The sequence below is a fragment of the Pseudomonas poae genome (assembly GCF_001439785.1).
Lineage (GTDB): Bacteria > Pseudomonadota > Gammaproteobacteria > Pseudomonadales > Pseudomonadaceae > Aquipseudomonas > Aquipseudomonas poae.
This window is the reverse complement of sequence record NZ_JYLI01000002.1, coordinates 54,397-69,545: the sequence shown is the minus strand read 5'-3', so window position 1 is coordinate 69,545 and position 15,149 is coordinate 54,397. Positions and strand designations below refer to the sequence as shown.

Annotated in this window: 16 protein-coding genes and 1 other RNA gene; 7 read left to right on the top strand and 10 right to left on the bottom strand. The window is 62.1% G+C overall.

Annotation, left to right across the window (positions count from 1 at the left end; all coding sequences use genetic code 11):
* Positions 1-33 precede the first annotated feature (33 nt).
* The gene (locus TU75_RS01955; RefSeq protein ID WP_060548063.1) at positions 34-1,176 is read left to right on the top strand and encodes a DegT/DnrJ/EryC1/StrS family aminotransferase; all 1,143 of its coding nucleotides are present in this window, start codon (positions 34-36) and stop codon (positions 1,174-1,176) included.
* Positions 1,177-1,316: 140 nt separating this feature from the next.
* On the opposite strand, the gene gcvH is transcribed toward TU75_RS01955, so the two are convergent.
* The 8 genes from gcvH to TU75_RS01915 form a co-directional block, all read right to left on the bottom strand.
* Complete coding sequence (gcvH, locus tag TU75_RS01950; protein ID WP_003234794.1) at positions 1,317-1,700, bottom strand: glycine cleavage system protein GcvH; 384 nt, start codon at positions 1,698-1,700, stop codon at positions 1,317-1,319.
* 53 nt (positions 1,701-1,753) lie between these two features.
* A complete protein-coding gene (gene gcvT, locus TU75_RS01945) occupies positions 1,754-2,836 on the bottom strand; it encodes a glycine cleavage system aminomethyltransferase GcvT (protein WP_060548062.1) in 1,083 nt (360 codons plus the stop codon).
* A gap of 156 nt (positions 2,837-2,992) precedes the next feature.
* The gene (locus tag TU75_RS01940; protein WP_060548061.1) at positions 2,993-4,609 is read right to left on the bottom strand and encodes an ABC transporter permease; all 1,617 of its coding nucleotides are present in this window, start codon (positions 4,607-4,609) and stop codon (positions 2,993-2,995) included.
* 75 nt (positions 4,610-4,684) lie between these two features.
* Positions 4,685-5,689 carry an extracellular solute-binding protein gene (locus tag TU75_RS01935; RefSeq protein WP_060548060.1) on the bottom strand — a complete coding sequence of 335 codons (1,005 nt, stop codon included), beginning with the start codon at positions 5,687-5,689 and terminating at the stop codon, positions 4,685-4,687.
* 96 nt (positions 5,690-5,785) lie between these two features.
* Positions 5,786-7,003, bottom strand: a complete 1,218-nt coding sequence (locus tag TU75_RS01930) for a 2-octaprenyl-3-methyl-6-methoxy-1,4-benzoquinol hydroxylase (RefSeq protein WP_169794338.1) — start codon at positions 7,001-7,003, stop codon at positions 5,786-5,788.
* A gap of 99 nt (positions 7,004-7,102) precedes the next feature.
* Positions 7,103-8,290, bottom strand: coding sequence for a 2-octaprenyl-6-methoxyphenyl hydroxylase (ubiH, locus tag TU75_RS01925; protein WP_060548058.1), 1,188 nt, complete (start codon positions 8,288-8,290; stop codon positions 7,103-7,105).
* Positions 8,287-9,609, bottom strand: a complete 1,323-nt coding sequence (gene pepP, locus TU75_RS01920) for a Xaa-Pro aminopeptidase (RefSeq protein ID WP_003234805.1) — start codon at positions 9,607-9,609, stop codon at positions 8,287-8,289. The genes ubiH and pepP overlap by 4 nt, the downstream gene beginning before the upstream one ends.
* Positions 9,610-9,628: 19 nt before the next feature.
* Complete coding sequence (locus TU75_RS01915; RefSeq protein WP_003234806.1) at positions 9,629-10,186, bottom strand: YecA/YgfB family protein; 558 nt, start codon at positions 10,184-10,186, stop codon at positions 9,629-9,631.
* Between the two features lie 138 nt (positions 10,187-10,324).
* Between TU75_RS01915 and TU75_RS01910 the strand changes: the two genes are divergently transcribed.
* From TU75_RS01910 to TU75_RS01895, 4 genes are all read left to right on the top strand, one after another.
* On the top strand, positions 10,325-10,534 hold the full coding sequence (locus tag TU75_RS01910) for a TIGR02449 family protein (RefSeq protein ID WP_003177365.1): 210 nt from the start codon (positions 10,325-10,327) through the stop codon (positions 10,532-10,534).
* Complete coding sequence (locus tag TU75_RS01905; RefSeq protein ID WP_003234809.1) at positions 10,531-10,848, top strand: cell division protein ZapA; 318 nt, start codon at positions 10,531-10,533, stop codon at positions 10,846-10,848. The genes TU75_RS01910 and TU75_RS01905 overlap by 4 nt, the downstream gene beginning before the upstream one ends.
* Positions 10,849-10,878: 30 nt before the next feature.
* A non-coding RNA gene (ssrS, locus tag TU75_RS01900) (6S RNA) lies at positions 10,879-11,057 on the top strand.
* A 58-nt stretch (positions 11,058-11,115) separates the two neighbouring features.
* Entirely contained in the window at positions 11,116-11,745 is a 630-nt protein-coding gene (locus tag TU75_RS01895) for a 5-formyltetrahydrofolate cyclo-ligase (protein ID WP_003234810.1), read from the top strand.
* A 7-nt stretch (positions 11,746-11,752) separates the two neighbouring features.
* Here TU75_RS01895 and TU75_RS27610 read toward each other — a convergent pair whose 3' ends face one another.
* On the bottom strand, positions 11,753-11,899 hold the full coding sequence (locus TU75_RS27610; protein WP_163001020.1) for a hypothetical protein: 147 nt from the start codon (positions 11,897-11,899) through the stop codon (positions 11,753-11,755).
* A 194-nt stretch (positions 11,900-12,093) separates the two neighbouring features.
* Between TU75_RS27610 and TU75_RS01890 the strand changes: the two genes are divergently transcribed.
* Together TU75_RS01890 and TU75_RS01885 are read left to right on the top strand one after the other, a co-directional pair.
* Positions 12,094-12,543: an EVE domain-containing protein gene (locus tag TU75_RS01890; RefSeq protein WP_060548057.1), complete on the top strand. Its 450-nt coding sequence runs from the start codon at positions 12,094-12,096 to the stop codon at positions 12,541-12,543.
* A 102-nt stretch (positions 12,544-12,645) separates the two neighbouring features.
* The gene (locus tag TU75_RS01885; RefSeq protein ID WP_060548056.1) at positions 12,646-14,637 is read left to right on the top strand and encodes an acyltransferase family protein; all 1,992 of its coding nucleotides are present in this window, start codon (positions 12,646-12,648) and stop codon (positions 14,635-14,637) included.
* On the opposite strand, the gene TU75_RS01880 is transcribed toward TU75_RS01885, so the two are convergent.
* The gene (locus tag TU75_RS01880) at positions 14,627-15,034 is read right to left on the bottom strand and encodes a flagellar basal body-associated protein FliL (protein ID WP_060548055.1); all 408 of its coding nucleotides are present in this window, start codon (positions 15,032-15,034) and stop codon (positions 14,627-14,629) included. The genes TU75_RS01885 and TU75_RS01880 overlap by 11 nt on opposite strands.
* Positions 15,035-15,149: the final 115 nt, after the last annotated feature.

Genomic DNA, 15,149 nt, shown 5'->3' with positions numbered 1-15,149 from the left:
CGTCGCCACTCTGAAACGGATGCCTTCCTCGTCATGAGCCAACAGCCCTTCCTGCCGTTTTCCAAACCCACCATCGATGAAGCCACCATCTCGGCGGTTGGCGATGTGCTGCGCTCCGGCTGGATCACCAGCGGGCCGAAAGTGCAGGCATTCGAAGCACAGCTGTCGGAATACTTTGGCGGGCGCCCGGTGCGCACCTTCAACTCGGGCACCTGCACCATGGAGATTGCCTTGCGCATCGCCGGTATCGGGCCGGGTGATGAGGTGATTACCACACCCATCTCGTGGGTCGCCACGGCGAACGTGATCCTTGAGGTGGGCGCCACGCCGGTGTTTGCCGATATCGACCCGGTCACGCGCAATATCGATCTGACGCAAGTCGAAGCGGCCATTACCCCGCGAACAAAGGCCATCATCCCGGTGTACCTGGCCGGTTTACCGTTGGATATGCCGATGCTTTACGCGCTGGCCAACAAGTACAACCTGCGCATCATCGAGGATGCCGCCCAGGCTCTGGGCTCCAGTTGGGATGGCGAGCGAATTGGCGCCACCGGCGATTTCGTTTCCTTCAGTTTTCAGGCGAACAAGAACATCACCTCGTCCGAGGGCGGTTGCCTGGTATTGAACAACGCCGAGGAAGCCCGCCTGGCAGAAAAGTACCGTTTGCAGGGGGTTACCCGCACCGGCTTTGACGGCCTGGACGTGGATGTGTTGGGCGGCAAGTTCAACATGACCGATATCGCTGCTGCCATTGGCCTGGGCCAGTTCGCCCATATCGAAAAAATTACCGCCCACCGCCAGCATCTGGCGCGCCACTACTTCCAGTGTTTCGGCAGAGATTTTGAACAGACCTACGGCGCGCAATTACCGCCGGCGGACTTCGAAAACAGCAACTGGCACCTGTTTCAACTGGTGTTGCCGGAACGCCAGGACGGCCTGCCCGCCCGCGCTACGTTCATGGAGCAGATGCAGACCCATGGCGTCGGCATCGGTTACCACTACCCGCCGATCCACCTGCTGAGCCTTTATCGGGCGCAGGGTTTCAAGGAGGGCATGTTCCCGGTGGCGGAAAAGGTGGGACGTTTGATTGTGTCGTTGCCGATGTTTACGGCGATGACCGAGGCGGATGTGGAGCGATCGGTAGCGGCGGTAAAGGCGGTACTGAAAGCCGGCTGAAAAATCCGGCTCATCTCAACCAAGTGTGGGAGCTGGCTTGCCCGCGATGACATCACTGCGGTGTAACTCATACACCGAGGTGTCTGCATCGCAGGCAAGCCAGCTCCCACATTGATGTGTGCTGTTTCAACGCTTTGCGTTTACTCGCCAATAGCGGCCTTGTAGCCTGCGGCGTCCAGCAGTTTATCCAGGTCAGCCGGGTTACTTGGCTTGAGCTTGAAGATCCACGCACCGTAAGGATCGGAGTTCAGCAACTCTGGGCTGCCACTGAGCTCTTCGTTCACAGCGATCACTTCGCCAGCAACTGGCGCGTAGATATCCGAGGCGGCCTTCACCGACTCAACCACCCCCGCCTGCCCTTCGGCTTCGAACGTGGCGCCCACTTCGGCCAACTCAACGAACACCACGTCCCCCAGCGCTTCCTGAGCGTGATCGGAAATCCCGACGGTCACCGTGCCGTCGGCTTCCAGACGGGCCCATTCGTGACTTTCGGCAAAACGCAGTTCGGCAGGGATATTGCTCATATTCTGTGCCCTCTAGAAGTAATGTCAGCGGCCAAATGGCCTGCCGGAAATAGTTAGATCAGTGTCTTGCCATGGCGCACGAAGGTCGGCTTGACCACTCGAACCGGGTACCACTTGCCGCGGATCTCCACCTCGGCCCGGTCAGCCGTCGCCGTCGGTACCCGCGCCAAAGCAATGGATTTGCTCAGCGTAGGGGAGAAACTACCACTGGTGATCTCTCCTTCGCCAACATTGGCGATACGAACCACCTGATGAGCGCGTAAAACGCCGCGTTCCTCCAGTACCAAACCCACCAGCTTGAACTGCACGCCCGCCGCCAGTTCGGCCTCCAGCGCCGCGCGCCCGATGAAGTCGCGTTCGGCCGGTTCCCAGGCGATGCTCCAGGCCATGTTGGCCGCCAGGGGCGAGACGTCCTGATGAATATCCTGACCATACAGGTTCATGCCCGCTTCCAGGCGCAGGGTGTCGCGGGCGCCGAGGCCGATGGGGGAAATACCCGCACCGACCAGATCGTTGAAAAAACCCGGTGCCTGCTCGGCCGGCAGGACAATTTCCAGGCCGTCCTCGCCGGTGTAGCCGGTGCGGGCGATAAACCAGTCGCCGTCGGCCTGGCCTTCAAAGGGCTTGAGCTGGTGGATCAGGGTGCCGCGGGATTGGGTCACCAGCTCGGCTATTTTCTGCCGGGCATGGGGGCCTTGAATGGCGAGCATCGCCAGTTCCGCCCGCTCATGCAGTTGCACCTGATAGTCGCCAAGCTGCAGCCGCATCCAGGCCAGGTCCTGGTCACGGGTGGCGGCGTTGAACACCAGCCGGTAACCGGTTTGGGTGCGATAGACGATCATGTCGTCCACCACGCCGCCCTGCTCATTGAGCATGGCGCTGTAAAGCGCACGGCCGCAGCCATGCAAACGATCCACGTCATTGGCCAGCAGGTGCTGAAGCCACTCCCTGGCCTGAAGGCCTGTGACATCGATCACGGTCATGTGGGATACATCGAACACCCCGCAGTCGCGTCGCACCTGATGGTGCTCTTCAACTTGCGAGCCGTAGTGCAGAGGCATATCCCAACCGCCAAAATCGACCATTTTCCCGCCCAGGGCGAGATGCAGGTCATACAGAGGCGTACGCTGTCCCATGGGTTTCTCCTTCCGGGCTTGGCGAAGATGCGCAGGCTTGCCATATGCGCTGGACACCTTTATCTACAAGGTCTGCAGCCACGCACAGCGACCCGATCCGAAAGACGGCGCGCACCGAATGCCGCGCATTGTAGCCGCAAGCCGTAGGACTGACACCTAGCCGATTGGCCGGGCCGAGCGACGAATCAAGCCAATGACCGGCAACAGGCCGACACACACCAGCGTCAAGGCCGGCAGCGACGCTCGTGCCCATTCGCCTTCGCTGGTCATTTCAAAGATCCGCACCGCCAGCGTGTCCCAGCCAAACGGGCGCATCAGCAGGGTAGCGGGCATTTCCTTGAGCACATCGACGAACACCAGCAGCGCTGCACTCAGGGCGCCCGGCAGCAATAGCGGCAGATACACTTTGCAAAACAGTCGTGGCCCACTGACCCCCAGACTGCGCCCCGCTTCAGGCAACGACGGGCGGATACGCGCCAGGCTGTTTTCCAACGGCCCGTAGGCCACCGCAAGGAAGCGCACCAGATATGCCAGCACCAGGGCCGACAGGCTGCCCAGCAACAACGGCTTGCCTGCACCGCCCAGCCAACCGGACAGCGGCACCACCAGTACACGGTCCAGATAGCTGAACGCCAACATGATCGACACCGCCAGCACCGACCCCGGCAACGCATAACCGACGTTGGCCAGGCTGATGCCGGAGCGAATCGCCCGGGTCGGCGCCAGGCGGTTGGCGAACGCCAGCAGCATCGCCACGCTGACGGTGATAAGCGCCGCGATACCGCCCAGGTAAAGGGTGTGCACGATCAGCCCGGTGTAACGGTCATCCAGATCGAAGCGGCCACGCTGCCAGAACCACACGACCAACTGCAGCATCGGAATCACAAAGGCACAAGCGAACACCAGACCACACCAGGCCGTCGCGGCCGCCGCCTTGAGGCCACGCAAGTGATACAGCGCCTTGCCCCGTGGCCGTTCATTGCCGGGCCGGCTGGCGCCTCGGGCACGCCGCTCGCCGTAGAGCACCAGCATCACCACCAGCAGCAACAGGCTGGCCAGCTGGGCCGCGCTGGACAGGCTGAAAAACCCGTACCAGGTCTTGTAGATCGCGGTGGTGAACGTATCGAAGTTGAACACCGAGACCGCGCCGAAATCCGCCAGGGTCTCCATCAATGCCAGCGCCACGCCCGCGCCGATCGCCGGCCTTGCCATTGGCAACGCGACGCGCCAGAACGCTTGCCACGGCGATTGCCCGAGTACCCGCGCGGCCTCCATCAGGCCTTTGCCCTGAGCCAGGAATGCGCTGCGCGCAAGCAGATACACGTACGGGTAGAACACCAGCACCAGCACGATGATCACGCCGCCGGTGGAGCGCACGCGCGGCAGGCGCAAGCCGCTGCCGAACCCTTCGCGCAGCAGGCTCTGCACCGGACCTGCAAAATCCAGCAGGCCGACAAAGACGAAGGCCAGTACATACGCCGGAATCGCGAAAGGCAGCATCAATGCCCAATCGAGCCAGCGCCGTCCGGGGAACTCGCAGAGGCTGGTCAGCCAGGCCAGGCTGACGCCCAACAGGGTCACACCGACGCCAACGCCAAGCACCAGTGTGAGCGTATTGCCCAGCAGGCGTGGCATCTGGGTATCCCACAGATGGGCCCAGATTTGTGCATCAACACTTTGCCAAGACAGCAACAGCACGCTCAGCGGCAATAGCACCACAGCGGCGACGGTGAACACCGGCAGGTACCAGCGACGTTGGGCGGGGTGGGCCAAGGAAAAACTCTCTGGTGAGTGATAACTTTGAATTCACCACAACCACATTAGATTCGCGGTGCCCTGAAGATGTACTTAGTTCCAGCCAGCGCGGTCCATCAGGCGAATCGCTTCGGCCTGGCGCTTGCCCGCCACTTCCACCGGCAAGGTATCGGCCACGAACTTGCCCCAAGTCGCCACTTCGGCAGAAGGTGGCACCGCCGGGTTGGCCGGGAACTCCTGGTTCACGTCGGCAAAGATCTTCTGCGCTTCAGGCGTGGTCATCCACTCCACTAGCGCCTTGGCGGCTTCGGGGTGCGGCGCATAGTGGGTCAGGCCGATGCCCGACAGGTTTACATGCACGCCACGGTCGCCCTGGTTCGGCCAGAACAGCTTTACCGCCAGCTCAGGCTTCTGCTTGTGCAAGCGACCGTAGTAGTAGGTGTTGACGATGCCAACGTCGCATTGCCCGGCGTTGATCGCCTCCAGCACCGCAATATCGTCAGAAAACACGTCGGTGGACAGGTTGTTGACCCAGCCCTTGACGATTTCCTCGGTCCTGGCCGCGCCGTGGGTTTCAATCAGGGTGGCGGTCAGCGATTGGTTGTAGACCTTCTTCGCCGTGCGCAGGCACAGGCGGCCTTCCCATTGTTTGTCGGCAAGGGCTTCGTAGGTGGTCAGATCGCCCGGCTTCACCCGATCGGTGGAATAGGCGATGGTCCGCGCACGCAGGCTCAAGCCGGTCCAGGCGTGAGCTGAGGAGCGGTATTGCAAGGGGATGTTTTTGTCGATGACCGCCGAGGTGAACGGTTGCAGGATGCCCATGTGCTCGGCCTGCCAGAGGTTGCCGGCGTCGACGGTGAGCAGCAGGTCGGCGGTGGCATTTTCGCCCTCGGCCTTGATGCGCTGCATCAGCGGGGCTTCCTTGTCGGTGATGAACTTCACCTGCACGCCGGTCTTTTGGGTATAGGCATCGAACACCGGCTTGATCAGTTCGTCGATGCGCGAGGAGTAGATCACAACTTCGTCGGCGGCCTGGGCGCTGCTGCAGCCGATCAGGGTGAGTGCCAGGGCAGTCAGGAGGCGCTTGGGTGCCGACATGGGGGCGGTCGCTCATTTGCAAAAAAGAGGGCAAATGATAGGGACTCACATTTGGTAACGCTTGGCGGAGGCGTTACCAGATGTTGCACGACAACGTCAGGGTTTCGCCAACTCCGGCAGATCGCCGGTCAGCCCCAACGCCTGGCGCACGAACACAGCCTTGGCTTCGGGCATCTGATTGACCATCTTCAATCCGGCATTACGCAACCAGCGCAACGGCAGTTGATCAGCCTGGAACAGGCGCTCAAGACCCTCCATCGCCGCCATCAACGCCAGGTTGTGTGGCATTCGCCGACGTTCGTAGCGGCTCAGCACTTTCACCTCGGCCAGGCGCTCACCGCGTTCGCTCGCCCCCAGCAGCACTTCGGCCAGCACTGCGGCATCGAGCAAACCCAGGTTCACGCCCTGCCCCGCCAACGGATGAATCGCGTGGGCCGCGTCGCCGATCAGTGCCAGGCCTTCGGCCACATAGCGCTTGGCGTGACGCTGGCGTAAAGGCACACACACACGCGGGTCGGCGCTGACCACCGTTCCCAGCCGTCCTTCGAACGCGCGCTCCAGCTCACGGCAGAAGTGTTCATCATCCAGCGCCATCAAGCGTTCGGACTCAACCGGCGTGGTCGACCACACAATCGAGCACCAATCCTGCTGCCCGTCCCGATCCAGCGGCAGAAATGCCAGCGGGCCGGTATCGGTGAAGCGCTGCCACGCCGTGCGCTGGTGCGGCTGGCTGCTACGCACGCTGGTGACGATGGCGTTGTGCAGGTAATCCCATTCGCGGGTGGGGGTGCCGGTCAAGCGGCGCACGGCGGAGTTGGCGCCATCGGCGGCCACCACCAATGGCGTACGCAGCTTGCGGCCGTCGGCCAGGGTCAGCAGCCACTCGTCGCCGGAGCGACGCATCTGCTCCAGGCGTGCATTGGCCAGCAGGCCCAGGTCGCAGTCGTGCAGGCGATCGAGCAAGGCGTCCTGCACCACGCGGTTTTCAACGATATGCCCAAGTACATCGGCGTGCACGCTAGCCGCCGAAAAGTGGATCTGTCCGGTGCCGCTGCCGTCCCACACCTGCATCTCGCCATACGGGCTGGCGCGGCGCGCCACGATGCCATCCCACACGCCAAGCCGTTCGAGGATGCGCTGGCTGGCACCCGACAAGGCACTCACCCGAGGCTCGAAAACCGCGTCTGGGTCAAACGGTTTGACGCTCAGCGGGCTGCCATCGAGCAGCAGCACCTGCAGGCCACTACCCTGCAACGCCAGCGCCAGTGCGCTTCCGACCATTCCGGCCCCGACAATCAGCACATCTGCGCGCATGTCCATGATTTAAACCTGCCTCGCTGGCGGCGTGCGCCGCACGTAAAGGGTTTTGCCGACGCACCTGATCAAGCAAGGCATCGTCGATAAAGAATTCACTCACACATCCGAGCGCGTGCCCAGGCCCATGGCCTGACGGGCGAACCAGCGTTTGGCCGGCGGCAACAGGTCCAGGCCGAGCAGGCCCAGATTACGGCCCAATGCCACCAACGGCTGACCGCTGCCAAACAGGCGCGTCACCTGGTCGGAGAAGCCCACGGTCAGTTGCTGATCGCCGCGTTGACGCTCGCGATAACCCTGCAGGGTCGCGAGATCGCCCGGCACTTGCGGACCGGCCAGCAAGGCGTCGGCCAGGGCATCCGCATCGCGCAGGGACAGGTTGAAGCCCTGCCCGGCAATCGGGTGCAGGCTATGGGCCGCGTTGCCAAGGATCGCCAGGTGCGAGCGTACTTGCTCTTCGGCCTCCACCAGGGTCAGCGGGTACAGATGACGCGCACCGACTTGCTTGAACGTGCCCAGGCGGTAGCCGAACACGCTCTGCAGCTCGCCGAGGAAACTGCGCTCATCGAGGTCGACCAGGCGCTGGGCGTCCATGCCGATGCGGGTCCAGACCAGCGCGCAGCGATTGTCCGGCAGCGGCAGCAAGGCCATCGGGCCGTCATCGGTAAAGCGCTCGAAGGCCTCGCCGTTGTGGGCCTCGCTCGGGGTGACGTTGGCGATCAGCGCACTCTGGTTATACGCTCGGGTTTTGACGCTGATGCCGAGCTGTTCACGCAGGCTGGAGCGGCCACCGTCGGCCAGCACGGCGAGGTCGCACGTCAGCACCGTTTCATCGTTGAGGGTCAGGCGGTAGCCGTCGGGCAACGGCTCCATGCGCGTGACTTCCGCCGGACAGCGCCAGCTCACCACGTCTTTGTCCAGGCTCTGCCACAGGCACTGGCCGAGCCAGGCGTTTTCCACCACATACCCCAGAGCCGGCACGCCCTCTTCCAGAGCGGACAGGCGCGTGGTGGAGAAACGGCCACGGTCCGACACATGGATCTGTTTGATCGGCTCGGCGCGGCGGGCAATGTCCTGCCAGACGCCCAGCCGCTGATAGATCTGCCGCGCGCCGAATGACAGCGCCGAGGACCTTGCGTCGTAGCTTGGCTGATAGCTGTCGCCCGGTGCGAAGGGTTCAACCAGCATGATCTTCCAGCCCCGCGCCTTGGCACCGGCCTGCAATGCCAGCGCCAGGCTCGCGCCCACCAGACCGCCGCCGACAATGGCCAGGTTGACCCGGCTCATCGGGCAGCCGCCATCAGCGCTTCGATTTCGGCCACGGTCTTGGGCACGCCGCCGGTCAGGATTTCACAGCCCTTCTTGGTCACTACCACGTCGTCCTCGATGCGTACGCCAATGCCACGCCATTTCTTTGCCACGTTCTGGTTGTCCGGAGAAATATAGATACCCGGCTCCACGGTCAACACCATGCCTACTTCCAGCACCCGCCATTCACCTCCGACCCGGTACTCGCCCACATCGTGCACGTCCATGCCCAGCCAGTGTCCGGCGCGGTGCATGTAAAACGCGCGGTAGGCTTCGCTGGCGATCAGCTCGTCGACATCCCCCCGCAGCAGCCCGAGGCTTACCAGCCCGGCGGTGATAACGCGCACGGTCGCCTCATGGGCCTGGTTCCAATGTTTGTTCGGCGCGATTTCGGCAAAGGCGGCTTCCTGGGACGCCAGCACGATCTCATAGATCGCCTTTTGCTCGGCCGAAAACCTGCCGTTGACCGGCCAGGTGCGCGTGATGTCGCTGGCGTAGCAGTCGATCTCGCAACCCGCGTCGATCAACACCAGGTCGCCGTCCTTGAGCAGCGCATCATTCTGCTGGTAATGCAGGATGCAGCTGTTGCGCCCGGCGGCGACGATGGAGCCGTAGGCCGGCATTTTCGCGCCCCCCTGGCGGAACACGTAATCCAGCTCGGCTTCGAGGCTGAACTCATGCAGACCGGCGCGACTGGCCTGCATCGCCCGCACATGGGCAGCGCAGGAAATGCGTGCGGCCTCGCGCATCACCTTAAGCTCTGCCGCCGACTTGTACAGACGCATGTCGTGTAACAGATGATCCAGGGCCACGAACTCTTTGGGCGGCTGGGCGCCCAGGTGGGCTTTGGAGCGGATCACGTTGATCCACTCCATCACATGGCGGTCGAACTCGGCATTGCTGCCCATGGCCGAATAGACCCGGTCGCGGCCTTCGATCAGGCCGGGCAGGATGTCGTCGATATCGGTGATGGGGAAAGCGTCGTCGGCACCAAAGTCGCGGATCGCACCTTCGGTACCGGCGCGCAGGCCGTCCCACAGTTCGCGCTCGGCGTTGCGCTCGCGGCAGAACAGCACGTACTCGCCGTGTTGACGACCAGGCATCAGCACGATCACCGCCTGCGGTTCGGGGAAGCCGCTCAGGTACTGGAAATCGCTGTCCTGACGGTACACGTGCTCGACATCGCGATTACGAATGGCCACGGCGGCGGCCGGCAGAATCGCGATGCTGTTGGGTTCCATCTGCGCCATGAGCGCCTTGCGGCGCCGGGTGTATTCCGCTTTGGGGATATGGATCATGGGCAGAGGAGCTTCCTTTTTAGTGCAACGACGGCTTGGGTGCGGCGGGCTCAGCGGACTTTCTGGTCTCGGTGAACAGCAGCAGCGGCGCCACGCGCAGGTATTCCATGACTTCCATGTAGTCGCCTTCGCCGTCTTCGGATTCTTCCAGAGCGTCTTGCACCTGGGAGATGGCGGCGAGGTCCTGCAGCACTTCCTTGGCGTCGGTGCTCAGCTCCAGACCGCCGGCGTTCACGCCGAAACCGTGGAGAAAGCCTTGGCACCATTGGCCCAGCGCAGCGGCGCGGTCGGCCAGCGGTGCGTCGTCGGAGGGCAGCAGCAGGACGACGGTGACGTCATCGCCGGTCAGCTCGCCTTTGACCATCTCTTGCAGGCCGATCAACGCGTTGCGCACGTTGTCGGTGGGTTCGGTTTCCAGCAGCTCGGCCACATCGGCCAGCCAGTTGTCGGCATCGAAGCCGACACCGGTGCAACTGCGCCCCAACAGCACGCCATGCAGTTCGGCAGGCGAGCAAGGGTGGCCGCTGGTGCTCAGCAGTTTGGAAAAGGCATCGTACGGGGAGTTCTGAATAGGCATGGTGAGCTAGGCGCCAGACGGCGCAATGTCTAGAATGGAGCGCTGTATCCTAGCACCGGCAGACGTACCAAGACTATCGAGGGCGTCAGATCGTTTACCCTGCAGTTGCCATTCATCAGACAAATCCAGTGGAACCCAATGGAAGACACCGACCTGCAAGCGCTGATGGCCAGACTCGAACTGCTAATTGATCGGGTCGAGCAACTTAAGAGTCAAAACGGACTCCTACTAGCTCAGGAAAAGACCTGGCGCGAGGAACGCGCTCACCTCATTGAAAAAAACGAAATCGCCCGGCGTAAGGTCGAATCGATGATTTCGCGCCTGAAGGCCCTGGAGCAAGACTCATGAGTTCAAGCAATAGCGTTACCGTGCAGATCCTCGACAAAGAATATTCGATCATCTGCCCCCAGGAGGAGCGCAACAATCTGGTGAGCGCTGCCCGCTACCTGGACGGCAAGATGCGTGAAATCCGCAGCAGCGGCAAAGTGATCGGCGCCGACCGCATCGCCGTGATGGCCGCACTGAACATCACCCACGACCTGCTGCACAAGCAGGAACGCCCCGACGTACAGGCCAGCGGCTCGACCCGCGAGCAGGTGCGTGACCTGCTCGACCGCGTCGATCTGGCGCTGTCCAGCGATTCGGACGCAGCCAAGGGCTGATTGCCGAGTCTGTTTAAGGTATACTCGCCCCACTCCCTGGCGTGCTTGCCAGTCGGCGATGTCCCGGAGCCGATTCGCACTACCCTGGAAGTTGCACGTTGGGCTGGTGTGCATGTCCGCTAGACGGAAAGCCTTAAAGCCTACTGCTTCTTCCACCTTGAACTTTCGGGTTCAAGGGCTTAGTCGACAGCGGTTCTGTCGGGGAGCCTGAATTCCCAAACTCAATGCCAGTCCTCGGACTGGCATTGTTTTATGAGCCGAAAACCCATGACCGAACCTGCGCCGCTTTCCCGTCCGCAACTTCGACGCATGTTGCGCAAGGCCCGTCGCGCCCTTACGCCGAGCGAGCAGCGCCAGGCCGCCCAGGGCCTGTATCGACAACTGGCACAGCACCCGCTGTTTCGCCGGGCCAAACATATTTCCCTGTATCTGCCGACGGACGGTGAAATCGATCCGCGCCTGCTGCTGCGTGCGGCCCAGCGCCGGGGCAAGGCCACCTACCTGCCGGTGCTGAGCGCCTGGCCGCGAACCAAGATGGTGTTCCAGCGCGTGCGTCCCGGGGAAACATTGCGGCCCAACCGCTTTCGCATTCTGGAGCCTCGGGTGAATGCCCGCCGCCAGCGCAAGGTATGGGCGCTGGACCTGGTGTTGCTGCCGCTGGTGGGGTTCGATGATGTGGGCGGACGCCTGGGCATGGGCGGCGGATTCTATGACCGTAGCCTGGCCTACCTCGCCCGCCGCAAGCACTGGCGCAAGCCGACGCTGCTGGGGCTGGCCCATGAATGTCAGAAGGTTGATCGCCTGGCGCAGGCCAGCTGGGATGTGCCATTAGCGGGCACCGTCACTGACAGGCAGTGGTATATCGCAGGAGCGCCACTGGAATCAGCGGCGCCTTGAAGCAGGATTAACGCTTGTACTGTTGCTGCACGGGAGAGAGTTGAGCCGGCGCATCAGTCTTGTTCGTCCACAAGCTTTGCGCATACCCGGTGGTCACGACACCCAGACCAAATAAAATCACCAAAATCCATAGTAAATCCGGTTTACGTTGCATCGATTGCCCCCCTTCAGGCATCTCGTACACGATGACAACAACGTTCCAAAGTAGTCCGTTGCAGCTGCGTCAAGCTTAAAAGCCGGCATTCTGCGGTAACGTGAACCAACACGCAAACCTTGGCGCCAACCGACTGTCGGTTTGTCACGGAATTGCCCGACAGCTCACCCCACACCTTCTTCAGGAACCCGACAATGGCCTACTGGCTGATGAAATCCGAGCCCGACGAACTCTCCATCGATGGCCTGCAAAAACTCGGCGAAGCCCGCTGGGACGGGGTGCGCAACTATCAGGCGCGCAACTTTCTGCGCGCCATGGCCGTGGGCGATGAATTCTTTTTTTACCACTCCAGTTGCCCCGAACCCGGCATCGCCGGCATCGGCAACATCGTCAGGGCCGCCTACCCGGATCCGACCGCACTGGAGCCAGAAAGCCACTACTTCGATGCCAAAGCCAGCGCCGACAAAAATCCGTGGAGCGCGATCAATGTGGCGCATGTGCAGACGTTTCCCAACGTACTGGGCCTGGGTTACCTGAAGCAGCAAGCCGCGCTCGCCGAGTTGCCGCTGGTGCAAAAAGGCAGCCGTTTGTCGGTGATGCCGGTCACGGCCGAGCAATGGGCGGCCGTGTTGGCGCTACGCTGAGCGCCCGAAATACCTGGATGCATACCTGTCCGAACGGCTAGTCGCGGCGGGCAACAGGGTTTGGCAAAATCGTCGACCCCGTTATCCAGGAAGGAAGATTCCGTGACGCGTTCTACCCGTGCCTACTTGCCCGCTATCGACGGCATGCGCGCCATCGCCGTGCTCAGCGTGATCATTTTCCATCTGGATTTTCTCGGCCTGCTGCCCGGCGGGTTCACCGGCGTCGATCTGTTCTTCGTCATCTCCGGCTACGTGATCAGCCAATCCCTGTGGGAGCACCGTGACCTGCCCCTGGGCGCGTACCTGAAAGACTTCTACCGCCGCCGCCTGCTGCGCATCATGCCGGCGTTGCTGGCGGTACTCTCTGTGAGTTTCATGCTGTCGGCGATGTTCATGCCACAGTTCTGGCTCAGCGAACTGATCGACAGCACAGGCCTCGCGGCCTTCTTTGGCTTGAGCAACTTCGTGCTGGCCTGGAATACCGACACCTATTTCTCACCCTCTGCCGAGCTCAACCCTTACCTGCACACCTGGTCGCTGGGGGTCGAAGAACAGTTCTACGTGATCTTTCCGGCATTGTTCTTTCTCTGGTTGCGCTACCGCAAAAGCGCTGCGATCACCTGGGCCGTGCTGCCGTTGATGGCCGTTGCTTCGCTGATCGTCGGCGCCTATCAGGTCGATGCCGCGCCGCTGTCGGCGTTCTACCTGCTGCCCGGGCGGTTCTGGGAACTGGCTTCGGGGGCGCTGCTGTTCCAGCTCATCGGCACGGCGCCGCGCTTCAACCGATGGGCGCCTGCCATGCTGGCCGCAGGGCTGGGTTTGGTCATCGTCGGCTTGCTGTTCGCCAACCCTGGCCGATTCCCGTTCCCCTGGGCGGTGGTCAGCGTTATGGGCGCGCTCTCGATGCTCGCAGGGATCGTGCTGCAAGCCGACCAACCACCCAGTGCACTGCAACGCCTGCTGCAAAACCGGGTGGTGACCTACCTCGGTCGACTGTCGTATTCGCTGTACCTGTGGCATTGGCCGGTCGCGGTGTTCCTGCGCTGGACCACCGGACTCGAGCTGCTTGCGGTACAACTGCTTTACCCGGTATTGGTACTCGCGCTGGCGGCAGCGTCCTACCACTGGATCGAGATGCCGATTCGCACCGGCCGCTCTGTGGTGCAACGCCAGGCATGGCGTGCGATTGCCAGTGTCGCGGGCGTCACCGGGCTGCTTTGGCTGGGGGCGCAGTGGGTGTCGACGAATGCATCGACCCTGTCACTCAGCCAGACCCGCGACAGTTACACCTGGTATGCCTACAAACATTATCCACAGGAAGACTTTGAAACCCTCGATGACCCGCGTCTGCGGGAACGGCAGCTGTTCGTGATGGGAGACTCGCATACGGCGGCCTACCGCACCCTGTTGAAGCTGGTCTCACTCAAGCTCGGGGTGACGGTGGTGGAGTATGAACAGGGGGGTTGCGCTGTCGCCAGCCTGATCGGGCCGGACCCTGCGCGCTGCGCCGCATCGCGCGAAGCCCAGCTCAAGCAGATCAAGGCCCGCGCCAAGCCGGGTGATGTGGTGTTCCTGGCCTCCCTGCGCATGCCCGAACTCACCGACCGCCCGTGGCGCAAAGGTGAATCGGCAGTGATAGAGGAGGCACTGAAAGAGCTGACTGACGAGAACATGGAAGCGGCGCGAACCGATGCCGAGCGATTGTTGAAACGCCTGCAGGCGGCACAACTCAACATCCTGATCGACGCCCCCAAACCTGTGTTCAAGGCGGCGCCCAATCGTTGCTCTGACTGGTTCAACCGCATGAATCCGGTGTGTGCGCCGGGACTGACAATGGCGCGCGATCAGCTTGAGCGGCTGCGCGCGCCGCAGATGCAATTGTTGCAACAACTGGAGGCGCGTTATCCGGCCTTGCATACCTGGGATCCGTTGCCGCTGTTATGCGCCGGCCCCACCTGCTCGGCCTACGACGACAACGCCAAACCGCTGTTCTTTGACTCCAACCACCTCAGTGGCCATGGCAACCGGGTACTGGAGCCCGCTTTTACCGCAGCCTTGCTGAAGATATGGGAGGTGTCGCCGGTTACTGAATGATCAGGTTGTTGAACAACAGGTCTTCCACCATCGGCTTGCCGGTCTCATCGCTCATGACCTGCTGGGTTTGCTTCAGGGCTTCCTGACGCAGTTTTTCTTTGCCTTCGACGGTGCTCATGGCTTCGCTGGTCTGTTGGGTAAACAGCGCCACCAGCTGGTTACGGATCAGCGGGTCATTGGCCTTGACCGCCGCAGCCGCTTCGGTACCGGTGACGCGCAGGGCGATATCGGCTTTGAACACTTTGAGTTTCGCCGTGCCATCCAGGCCATAGTTGCCCACGAACGGCGGGGTCAGGCTGATATAATTGACCTTCGGCGCCTCACCTTCCTTGGCTTCTTCGGCCTGAGCCGCCATCGGCAAGATCAGAGCCAGCATCAACAGGGTCCACGCTTTCACAATTCATTCCTCACATTCGGTTGCCAAGCAGCATAACGCCAGCAAGGCAGAGCACAAGCTTATGGCGACTCATCAGGCCCGGGCATGCTCGTTGACCCGCGGGCGTTCCCTCCTA